This window comes from Helicobacter magdeburgensis, from assembly GCF_000765825.2.
Taxonomy (GTDB): domain Bacteria; phylum Campylobacterota; class Campylobacteria; order Campylobacterales; family Helicobacteraceae; genus Helicobacter_C; species Helicobacter_C magdeburgensis.
In genome coordinates, this window is record NZ_JRPE02000026.1 from 1 (window position 1) to 9,291 (window position 9,291).

General features: G+C 35.6%; 13 protein-coding genes. 8 read left to right on the forward strand and 5 right to left on the reverse strand.

Features of this window, described 5'->3' with window-relative positions; translation table 11 throughout:
* Positions 1-258 precede the first annotated feature (258 nt).
* Positions 259-381, reverse strand: a complete 123-nt coding sequence (locus LS74_RS11640; RefSeq protein WP_268903688.1) for a hypothetical protein — start codon at positions 379-381, stop codon at positions 259-261.
* A gap of 2 nt (positions 382-383) precedes the next feature.
* Between LS74_RS11640 and LS74_RS10355 the strand changes: the two genes are divergently transcribed.
* From LS74_RS10355 to LS74_RS10365, 4 genes are read left to right on the forward strand one after another with little or no spacing between them, the layout of a single operon-like run.
* The gene (locus LS74_RS10355; RefSeq protein WP_034588023.1) at positions 384-620 is read left to right on the forward strand and encodes a hypothetical protein; all 237 of its coding nucleotides are present in this window, start codon (positions 384-386) and stop codon (positions 618-620) included.
* Between the two features lie 51 nt (positions 621-671).
* Complete coding sequence (locus LS74_RS10360) at positions 672-908, forward strand: hypothetical protein (RefSeq protein ID WP_167480487.1); 237 nt, start codon at positions 672-674, stop codon at positions 906-908.
* Positions 901-1,065 (forward strand): hypothetical protein, encoded by a 165-nt coding sequence (locus tag LS74_RS10980; protein WP_167480488.1) that lies wholly within the window; start codon positions 901-903, stop codon positions 1,063-1,065. The genes LS74_RS10360 and LS74_RS10980 overlap by 8 nt, the downstream gene beginning before the upstream one ends.
* On the forward strand, positions 1,011-1,193 hold the full coding sequence (locus LS74_RS10365) for a hypothetical protein (protein ID WP_034588027.1): 183 nt from the start codon (positions 1,011-1,013) through the stop codon (positions 1,191-1,193). The genes LS74_RS10980 and LS74_RS10365 overlap by 55 nt, the downstream gene beginning before the upstream one ends.
* Positions 1,194-1,597: 404 nt before the next feature.
* Here LS74_RS10365 and LS74_RS10370 read toward each other — a convergent pair whose 3' ends face one another.
* The 4 genes from LS74_RS10370 to LS74_RS10990 all read right to left on the reverse strand — a co-directional run bounded on the left by LS74_RS10370 (position 1,598) and on the right by LS74_RS10990 (position 6,902).
* Positions 1,598-2,386, reverse strand: a complete 789-nt coding sequence (locus tag LS74_RS10370) for a hypothetical protein (protein WP_034588029.1) — start codon at positions 2,384-2,386, stop codon at positions 1,598-1,600.
* The gene (locus LS74_RS10985; RefSeq protein WP_167480489.1) at positions 2,373-2,519 is read right to left on the reverse strand and encodes a hypothetical protein; all 147 of its coding nucleotides are present in this window, start codon (positions 2,517-2,519) and stop codon (positions 2,373-2,375) included. Before LS74_RS10985 ends, LS74_RS10370 begins: the two co-directional genes overlap by 14 nt.
* Entirely contained in the window at positions 2,488-3,312 is an 825-nt protein-coding gene (locus LS74_RS10375; RefSeq protein ID WP_052086457.1) for an LPD3 domain-containing protein, read from the reverse strand. The genes LS74_RS10985 and LS74_RS10375 overlap by 32 nt, the downstream gene beginning before the upstream one ends.
* A 362-nt stretch (positions 3,313-3,674) precedes the next feature.
* Complete coding sequence (locus LS74_RS10990) at positions 3,675-6,902, reverse strand: PBECR3 domain-containing polyvalent protein (RefSeq protein WP_052086459.1); 3,228 nt, start codon at positions 6,900-6,902, stop codon at positions 3,675-3,677.
* 119 nt (positions 6,903-7,021) lie between these two features.
* Between LS74_RS10990 and dcd the strand changes: the two genes are divergently transcribed.
* The 4 genes from dcd (at position 7,022) to LS74_RS10405 (ending at position 9,193) form a co-directional block, all read left to right on the forward strand.
* Positions 7,022-7,600, forward strand: a complete 579-nt coding sequence (gene dcd / locus LS74_RS10385) for a dCTP deaminase (RefSeq protein ID WP_034588032.1) — start codon at positions 7,022-7,024, stop codon at positions 7,598-7,600.
* Complete coding sequence (locus tag LS74_RS10390; RefSeq protein WP_034588034.1) at positions 7,578-7,826, forward strand: hypothetical protein; 249 nt, start codon at positions 7,578-7,580, stop codon at positions 7,824-7,826. The genes dcd and LS74_RS10390 overlap by 23 nt, the downstream gene beginning before the upstream one ends.
* A 582-nt stretch (positions 7,827-8,408) precedes the next feature.
* Positions 8,409-8,933: a Panacea domain-containing protein gene (locus LS74_RS10400; protein WP_052086523.1), complete on the forward strand. Its 525-nt coding sequence runs from the start codon at positions 8,409-8,411 to the stop codon at positions 8,931-8,933.
* A complete protein-coding gene (locus LS74_RS10405) occupies positions 8,930-9,193 on the forward strand; it encodes a hypothetical protein (protein ID WP_034589783.1) in 264 nt (87 codons plus the stop codon). Before LS74_RS10400 ends, LS74_RS10405 begins: the two co-directional genes overlap by 4 nt.
* Positions 9,194-9,291 lie beyond the last annotated feature (98 nt).

A 9,291-nucleotide genomic window follows, 5' to 3' on the forward strand; every position in this document is an offset into this window, starting at 1 on the left:
AACATAGATACTTCGCTTACGCTCAGTATGACAAAGCAATAAAGCAAGAGAGAAAACAACAAACAAGACTAAGAAAGAAAAAACAGATTCTAGAATCTACGAACATCAATTCTTAATCACAAACCCACTTCCAGCAAAAGCCCTAAAATTCCTAAAATAAGGCTTCTCCCATCAGGTTATAAAATTATAGGTTATTTATCATTTTTCACGCTTCACACTTCGCACACAAGGCATTTGGCACAAAACTTGACACACTTGTCAAAAAACACGATTCCTTAAATCAAAATCGCCGCAATCATACCACAAATTTGCCACTTTTTGCAAAAATCTCACAAACAAACCGCACAACGCCCTTGCACTCGCTATTTCAAAGGCTAACATTTTTGCCACCATTACACATAATCCAGCCTATCCCACCACTTCACACATCATTAACACACTACGCACAAGCACAGCCCAAAGCCCATAAACCACGCTACAAACGCTATTTCAAGCACACTTCAAACCCTAGAGCAAAGCCCAAAAACGCAGAATCGCATTTTTGCATTTGCAATTTTTTTTCACAAAAATCAAAAATCTTTGCAAATTATTCCACAATCCACGCAAAACAAATCATTTAAAAAGCAAAAACAAAAACGCCAAAATCCGCCACCACTCCAAATGTGGGCGATGTGGGCGGAGTGAGAACGGACAAAACAAATGTGGGCGATGTGGGCGGAGTGAGAACGGACAAAACAAATGTGGGCGATGTGGGCGGAGTGAGAACGGACAAAACAAATGTGGGCGATGTGGGCGGAGTGAGAACGGACAAAACAAATGTGGGGCGATTGCAAAAAAAGTCAAAAATGGCAAAGCAAGGGGCAAAAACAAAACAAATGTGGGCGGGAAAAGGCGATGTATATGTCTAATCAAACGCCAAAATCCGCCACCACTCCAAATGTGGGCGATGTGGGCGGAGTGAGAACGGACAAAACAAATGTGGGCGATGTGGGCGGGAAAAGGCGATGTATATGTCTAATCAAATGCCAAAGAATGCCACTCCGCAAACTAGTGCAAAAGACTTAGCAACAAACACGGCAAAACTAGATGAGATAAAATACCAAAATGAACTATCAAAGCAAAATATTAAAAAAGTAGAAAATGAAAAACTCCTTGATGATACAGAAGCATTAAAAGAAAATCAAAGATTGTGAATGCTTTAGGCAAACATCTTGTGTGGTTGTTTTTTGGTAAATGGCAAATTAAAAATTTTAAAGTGTTTTGTGGTATGATTTAAGCGAGTATTGATAGAATCTTATCTAAGCAAATCTTAGCTCATAACTAAGTCTACTTGCGGGTTTATACCTTAAGCGTTCAATACTCTATAAGTTTCTTTAAAAAAGTTGTGCTATAATCAAGCCTCATCAGCCAAACATAGCACTAAGCTCATAACTTAGGAGGAAGCTGGGAGGCTGACTACTTTTTGAAAATTCTTGTAAGTGTTTCATCGTTAAGTATCCCTTTTCAAAATACATATTTTTATAGCCTAGTTCATTTTGCCCCTTTCTTATCTGTTCTATCACTACCAAAAATCCATTGTCAAGTTGTCCTACACTTATCAAAACTCTATTATTACTTTGTCTTTGCTCTCTTGTTTTACTTGAGCATTATCTGCATAGCTTTGGTATTTAGCAATTTCATCAAGCGTTACAGCCTTTTGATTGCCATTTTTTACCATAGGTGAGTTTTCGCCGTGCCTTTTTAGAGTATGTATCACTTCGCTTGGCGTTATGCTTCTTGTGGTTTTTTGCGGGATTCTAAATCCTAATTGTTTTGCTTTTGTTTCATCAAGCGTGTTAATGGGTATTTTCACATAAGAATCTTGTGCTATACTTTCAGCATCTCTAGTCTGCACTGGTTTGCTATTTTGCATTTCCCTAGCATTCGCAGACACTTTAGGATTAGGGGTATATTCTTGCTTAACGATAAAAAGCGGGTCGGTAAGGGTATCAAGGAATGCACCGCTATAAACTTCTATCTTTCTTGTAAGTATCCCTTTGTTTAGATGATTCCAAGCGTGGTTTAAATTAATTTTTATATTTCCTATGGGTGTTTGTATTGTGCTGTATCCCTGCTTGTCTTTGTGTGGTATTTGTGCTAGAAATTCTTGCTGATTTACCATATCTGGCATTTTCTTAGCATAGCTATTTAATGCACTTTCCTTAATCTTGCCATTTTCTATAAAAGTGCTAAATAAATCCAAATCCTGCCCTTGCGTTTTTGCTTTAGATTCTAGCATATTTTCCGCCTTTGGCACTCCATTTTCATCTTTTGTCAAAGGACTAGAATCTTTATGCCATTCTAGTAAATCTTTTGCCTTTCTCTCATCGTAATTAAACTTTTGCATTGTATTCTAGTGTTGTTTGTGGTATAATGTCTGTATCGGTTTTAGCAATAGTCGCTACGCTTTGGTCCGCCGTATGCTTGGGTGAGCTAAAACCGCCCTCGCTAGATTTTAATGTCTGTCGGACGCATTTCATCGTTAAAGCGTGGGGTTAATTCTAAGCTATACACTCTATTTTTATTTATATCTAAACTTTCCTTTGTTGTAATTAAAGCATTACCATTTTCTAACTCACTATTTAATCTATGAATTAAAACATTTTCGCTTAAATTCTTGTTGTCGCCGTGCGTTTGTGCCAACTTCGCATTTTCAAACAATCTCTGTATATCTAGCACCGCCTTTAAATGTTCTTCTCTGCTAAATCCATTGTCTATGCTCTTTTGTATTGCCTTATCGCTTGTCATCTTTGAGAGAGATTTTAAAGACATATAGGCTTGCACTCCATCACTACTTGTCATTGTTTGGTTAAATATGGGCTTTAATGCTTCTAGCATTTGTGTTTTTACTTGCTTTGTTGGGGCATTAAAATCTATTTCATTTAAAGTGTTTGTAAATTTCTTGTCATAGTAGTTTTGCATCTCTTGCATAGCTTCATCATATTGAGTAGTGTAAAACTCTCGTGCCTGTGTATGCTCTTTATATATCGCATCATCAAAAAGCCTTCTTTCAGCATTTTCACGGGCTTTAAATTTAATTTCTCTTATATTTTTATGCAATTCTTTTTCATCTCTTACATTGTCTATTTCTGTTTTAATGGCTTTTTTGAGAAATTCTATTTGATTAAGGGATTGTTCTTTAAAGTCTTGCAATGATTTTGTAGGTGGTATGTAAAACTCATTTTTGTTTATATTATTTAAGAAAAATCTATCGCCTTTCATACCCAAATCATCATCAATATAATTGCCTATGTTGGCAGAATACATTGTCATATTGTCTTTATCATAATAGCTAACATCTGCGATATTTATCGCCCCGTTTTCTTATGTTATCTATCTCCCCATTTGCTATTTTTTCTACTAACTCTTTAGTAATATTTTCATTTTTTATAGCGTATGAAATATCAGGGTTGGTTATACTATCGCCATTTAGTGTTTGTTGTGGTATAATGTCTGTATCGGTTTTAGCAATAGGAGCTGCTTCAGTGGGCGTGGCTGCGGCTGATTGAGCTTTGACCGCTGTCTCCGCACTTTTCGCCTGTGTGCTTAAAGGGGGCAGATTCTAAGCTAGATTCCCCTTTTAACGCAGATATTTCTTTTTCTAGCTCTTCTCTATTGCTATTAAGATTGTCTAGCTATTTTTGTAATCCTTGTAGCTTGTATTCTTTATATTTTATAGGATTATTTGCCATATCTAGGGCAGATTCTAATATTTCTTTTTGAAAAGAGCTTAAGTGGTAGGTATTATAGCCTTGTTGCAGGGCTTTAAGCTGGGTTTGGTTGCCTAAAATAGCTTGTGTGATTTGCTCTTTTAAGCTTTGGGCTGTTTGCTTTTGTAGGTATTCTTTGCTTACACTCATATTGCTTAAAGGCTCTATATATCTATCATTGATTTTCATCACTCTAACAAGCACATCATCTTGTGTGTGGAGTTTTTTAATTTCTTTGATTTTTTCATACTCATTCATAAATGGATTAAAATATTTTTGTGGTATAATGTTGTTTGGGGTAGGCAAGTCAGGCTTGTAACCCTTTTTAGTCAAAGCAAAAGAATTAGCGGTGGGCTCGTAACCTTCAGTAGCGTTTGAGCTTTGGCTTGTTTTCTTATAGCTTTCAGAATCTTTATAATTTCCTTCTTGTTTAAACATAGTCTTAAAGTTTAATTCATTTTGTCCTTTTCTTATTTCTTCTACAACTACAAAATGTCCATTGATTTGTTTATAGCTAACAACAACAGGTGTTCCCATATTATCCACACTATCTAAACTCTCATCAGCACCCTTTACAATGTTTCTATACTCCGCTATGTCGGTATAATCCACCGCTTTTTGTCCGCTATTTTTTACAAGAGCAGATTCTGCTCCGTGCCGATTAAGTGTGTGATTAATCGCACTATAATCAATAGTTACGCGGACATCATTTGGGTATTTATAGCCTAGCTGCTCCGCTTCTGCTTGACTTAGCTTATCAATGGCTACTTTTTTATTATTTTTATGTGCGTATTCTACGACTTGGGGCGTGAAGTTTGCTTCCCCTATGATTTGCATATCTCGCCCTTTTTGTGGGCTAGAATCTATAATATCTTTTATCTCTTGGCTTAGGCTAGAATCCACTTCATCAAAAAGCCCTTTTGATGTCGGTGGTGTTTGCTTAGATTGTGGCTTGTAGAGTTCATTAATAAGCCCTTTTAATAAATCCTGTTCTTTAGTGTTAGATGTTGTTGCGTTGTTGTGAAAGCTAGTGATTAACTCTCGCTTTTTTTGTAGCTGCTCTATTTGGGGGGTTTTGTTTTCAAATATGTTTAGGATATTTTGGCTATGGGCTAGAATCTCTTGTGCTATATGCTTATGCTCTGGGGGGAAATTTTCTAGGTTTCTGGCTACATAGTCTAAATAGTCTCTAACTCTATCCAAAGTGAAATCAATATCGCTTCTAATCGTTGTATCTAGCACTTGGGCTATCTCATTTTGCTTTAATCCTATGTTTTTCAATAGCTCTTTAAACTTATCTTTTGCGGTATTATTCATCGCTTCTTTGATTGTTTTTATTCTCTTAAGCAGAGATTTCTCAACCCCGTATGATAGCTCACTTGCCAATGGTATCTGCCCGCTGTAAAATTCTAGGGCTTTGGGATACTCTTTTATAAAATCATCTCTAAAATACTCAAAAGTCTTTACAGGATCGCTATTATCTTTTGGCATTTGTGGTATAATGTCGCTTGCAAGTTCATTAGAAAACGCTTTAGTGGTGAAAGCTTCAGCGAGTATATTTGGAGCTTCCTTGCTTATGTATAGAATTTCCCCACTATCATTAACCCTATTCTTTAATTGATTGATTGTTTTATATGAGTTCGTAGATATAACCCATTCGCCCTTATCGTTTTTACTCACACTTGTAAAATAGCTTGTCTGTCCTATGTCTTTAGCAAAGATAAGGGCGTTTTCTTTATCTTTTATTACTATGTCGCTATACTCTAAAGTGTCCTTAATATAGGGCAAAAACTCTAGCCTATCTCTTTGCATAAGCTTTAGCAAACTCCCACTTGTTAGCTTTATCTGCTCCCCTTGTAAAATCGGCTCTAGGGCTTTACTCACTTCATCACTAAACTTTGGCGTGTAACTCTCATCTAAACTTTTAAGATTAAAAGTTTCACACCATTGCTCTTGCGCTAACCCTTTAGATTCTATTTGTTTAGCTAGTTTATTTTCTAGCTCATCTTTGGCAAACTTCTCTAAGCTTTCTTGTAAGATGAGTTCATCATAGCTATTTACTTGCTCTATGTGATTGCTTTGGATATAGATATTTTCTAGCCTATCTTTTGAAAGGAGCAGTTTTTCCCCATTATCTAGCTCTACCACACTGCGTAAAACATTCCCATCTTGTTGCCATTTTAGGTTGTTTGTGGTAGAATTTGTATTGCTAAGGTGATATTGTTGTGGGTAGCCCTGCTCTAAACTAAGATTAGAGATAGATTCACTCTTTGCCACTTCATCTGCATTGTGCGGATATGGGTTAGCCTTAGCATTTTTGAGCTCCTTATTGTAATTTGCAACGCGAGTCCATTCAGCTTTGCTTTCACTCGCTCGGCTGGTAAAAGTTTGGATAAGGTCAGCATTTTTAATTTTTGATTCTATATACCCATCTCTTGCTTTTGGTATAAATGTTATTAGTCTTTTGTTGTCCTGCTCTGTGATGAGTAGTGTAAAAAAGTTATCCCCATCATTAAAAACCTTAATTAGCTCTTTTCTATCGCCTTTTGTGAGTTTTATATCCCATTCTTTGAGTGTTGGTTCTACTAGATTTAAATACGCTAAACGACTTTGGGCGTCCTGCTTTTTTTGCAAATGGGTAATAAAATTATCTTGATTCTCTATGCTTTCTAATACATTTTTAAAAGTCTGTATGTCTATCTCTTGTGGAATAGGTTGCCCTTGTGTGTTGTGTAGCTTTGCAATTGCTTCATCTGCGTTGATTTGTAGGACTTTTGTATTATCTAGCTCTACTACACTGCGTAAAACATTCCCATCTTGTTGCCATTTTAGGTTGTTTGTGGTAGAATTTGCGGTGGAGGTTGGCGATTTATGCTTTGCACTACCTGCCTGCTGTCTAAAGTCGCCTATAATGTCAGCACCTTTTATAATACTTTCAGCATTTAAAATCTCTTTTTCTAAATAATTTAAATCCCTTGTCTTTATTTTTTCTAAAAAGGATTGTCTAGCACCGCCTAGCTCTATAATCTCATCATTCTTTTTAACTGCGGTGTAGCCTTGTGCTTTTAAAATCTCTTGCACCTTTGGCAAGTCTCTTAAATCTATATCCAAAAAATAGGCAAGTTCCCTTTGAAACTTCTCTAAGCAATACATTCTTACAGCCTTTTTTGCTTGATATATTGCTAGAATCTAGGGAATTTTAAAAGGGTTAAAAGTAAATTAAAGCAAGTATGTTAGAATCTAGGCAATGTTAATCACACAAAGGAAGCAAAATGATTTTAGCCACAAGTGAGTTAGAAAAAATCCGCCACAATATCACTGCCCTAAATGATAACAATATAAGGGGAAGTAGCATTGATTTAAGCATTGATGATAAGGCTTTTATTAAAAAAAATGATGATATAATTGATTTGTTTCAAGTGGATAGTGTGGAAGATTTATGTGCGGATATTTATGATGAAGTGGATTTAGCAAAGGGCTATGAGCTTAAGCCACAAAGCTATCTTTATTCAAAAAGTGTAGAAACTATCACTATGCCAAATACAATGTGCGGCATAGTCTTACCGCGAAGCTCCTTTGCTAGAATAGGCTTAATCTTACCTATTTCATCGTATGTTAATCCCGGGTATAATGGAAATTTACCTATTGTGATTTTTAATGCCTCTAATTCTATTATTAAAATTCCACCTTACATAAGGATTATGCAATTATTGTTTTGTGAATTAAAAGGTGAAGCTATCCCTTATGGCTCACTCAATGACTCAAAATATCAAAATGAAAATGAGCTTTCAATCCCTAAATTTAACGATAAAGAGATAGGAGAAATCCTTGCAAAGCTCAAAAATAAATAAACTCATTGCGATTATCCAAAACATCATACAGGACACTATGAATAAACAAGAGCATTTAACGCCAACGCTAAATGATATTTATGATAGTTTTAATGAGCTGGGCTTAAGGATAGATAGAAACGAGCATAATAGCAGTGAGATTTTAAAAATGCTGAAAGACAAAGAGTATAAAAAATGGGATACTTTTATCATAAAGCTTTTGCAGGTGTATAAAAGTCAATCCTAACACTCTAAGCAATACATTCTTACAGCCTTTTTTGCTTGATATATTGCTAGAATCTAGGGAATTTTAAAAGGGTTAAAGGATTGTGATATAATATGTGTGAGGTTGTCCTTAAGAGGTGGCAGCCTCTTAAGTGGTAACCTACTTTTTGCAAAGGAGGTTACAATGAGTAAGATTAAGACAAAAATCTTAGTTATTATCTTACTATTATGTTTATTAATAGTCAAGTGTTACTAAGATTATCCATAGTCTGCCCTTTGGCTAGGGGTGGGCTAGTCTTACTCACCTCTTGACTTAGCTTCATAAGTCTAGGGATTTTTAAAAGGGTTAAAATACAAGTTTTCTTAGTAGGCAGGGTAGTTTTCGTGTTGTATATCAAAAAACGGAAAATGGCATTGTTTTCAAAGAGATAGAAAAACTCTAGCACTCCAGCTTATGCAGATTCTCTAAGATATATTTATGGGCGGATTGTAGCTTTTCTTGTGGCAAATTCTCAAATCCGCTTAGTCTAGCAAATCGCTCTCCCAAGCTATCAAACTTTATATCACCTTGATTAAAGACTTTGTTTGTGGTAGAATGTAAGTTATGGAAAAGTTAGAGAAAATTATTAACTACATTATCTACTGCTTTAGAGATGAGCCTACGAAATTAGGCAAGGTAAAACTTGCAAAGATTTTGTGGTCTTGTGAGCGTGAGTTTATGTATAAAACGCATAAGCGTCTTAGTAATTTGGAGTTTATTAAGCTCAATAATGGTCCTGTGCCAAAGAAATATAACAAAATATTAGATGATATGGTGCAAAAAGGCATTATTCATAGCTTTAATACTATCAAATTTGACAAAAAACAAACAAGCTTTTATAGCCTTATTGAACCTGATATGAATGATTTTCAAGCCATAGAAATAAGCATTATAGATTCTGTGGTGTATAGTCTATGGGATAAAAGTGCAAATGAGCTTTCAAATATGAGCCACGACTCTTTTTGGGAATCCACAAATACGGGCGATGTTATGCCTGTAGAATCGGTGTTTATGAGAGATATACAAGAGCCAGATGAAAATGATATTGCTTGGGCTATGCAAACTTTGAAAGAAAAAGGGCTTGAGTGATTATCCAAAACCCAGATGATTTATTTAAACTTTACCCTGATAGCTTGGATAAGGAGCTTGAAATCAAAATAACGCAATTTTATAATACTAACAATGGCAGTTTATTAGAGATAAACTCTTTGCTTATGGCTGTTATGCGGGGTTGTGCTTTAGAAACAAGGCTAAATACAATAAGTTTTCTTAGTAGGCAGGGTAGTTTTCGTGTTGTATATCAAAAAACGGAAAATGGCATTGTTTTCAAAGAGATAGAAAAACTCTAGCACTCCAGCTTATGCAGATTCTCTAAGATATATTTATGGGCGGATTGTAGCTTTTCTTGTGGCAAATTCTCAAATCCGCTTAGTCTAGCAAATCGCTC

Excerpts from the sequence above, each read along its gene's own strand:
- LS74_RS10370 (WP_034588029.1), bottom strand. The coding sequence starts at position 2,386 with ATGCAAAAGTTTAATTACGATGAGAGAAAGGCAAAAGATTTACTAGAA.
- dcd (WP_034588032.1), top strand. The coding sequence starts at position 7,022 with ATGATTTTAGCCACAAGTGAGTTAGAAAAAATCCGCCACAATATCACT.
- LS74_RS10400 (WP_052086523.1), top strand. The coding sequence starts at position 8,409 with ATGGAAAAGTTAGAGAAAATTATTAACTACATTATCTACTGCTTTAGA.
- LS74_RS10980 (WP_167480488.1), top strand. The coding sequence starts at position 901 with ATGTCTAATCAAACGCCAAAATCCGCCACCACTCCAAATGTGGGCGAT.
- LS74_RS10375 (WP_052086457.1), bottom strand. The coding sequence starts at position 3,312 with ATGACAATGTATTCTGCCAACATAGGCAATTATATTGATGATGATTTG.
- LS74_RS10365 (WP_034588027.1), top strand. The coding sequence starts at position 1,011 with ATGTCTAATCAAATGCCAAAGAATGCCACTCCGCAAACTAGTGCAAAA.
- LS74_RS10985 (WP_167480489.1), bottom strand. The coding sequence starts at position 2,519 with ATGAAATGCGTCCGACAGACATTAAAATCTAGCGAGGGCGGTTTTAGC.
- LS74_RS11640 (WP_268903688.1), bottom strand. The coding sequence starts at position 381 with ATGTTAGCCTTTGAAATAGCGAGTGCAAGGGCGTTGTGCGGTTTGTTT.
- LS74_RS10990 (WP_052086459.1), bottom strand. The coding sequence starts at position 6,902 with ATGTATTGCTTAGAGAAGTTTCAAAGGGAACTTGCCTATTTTTTGGAT.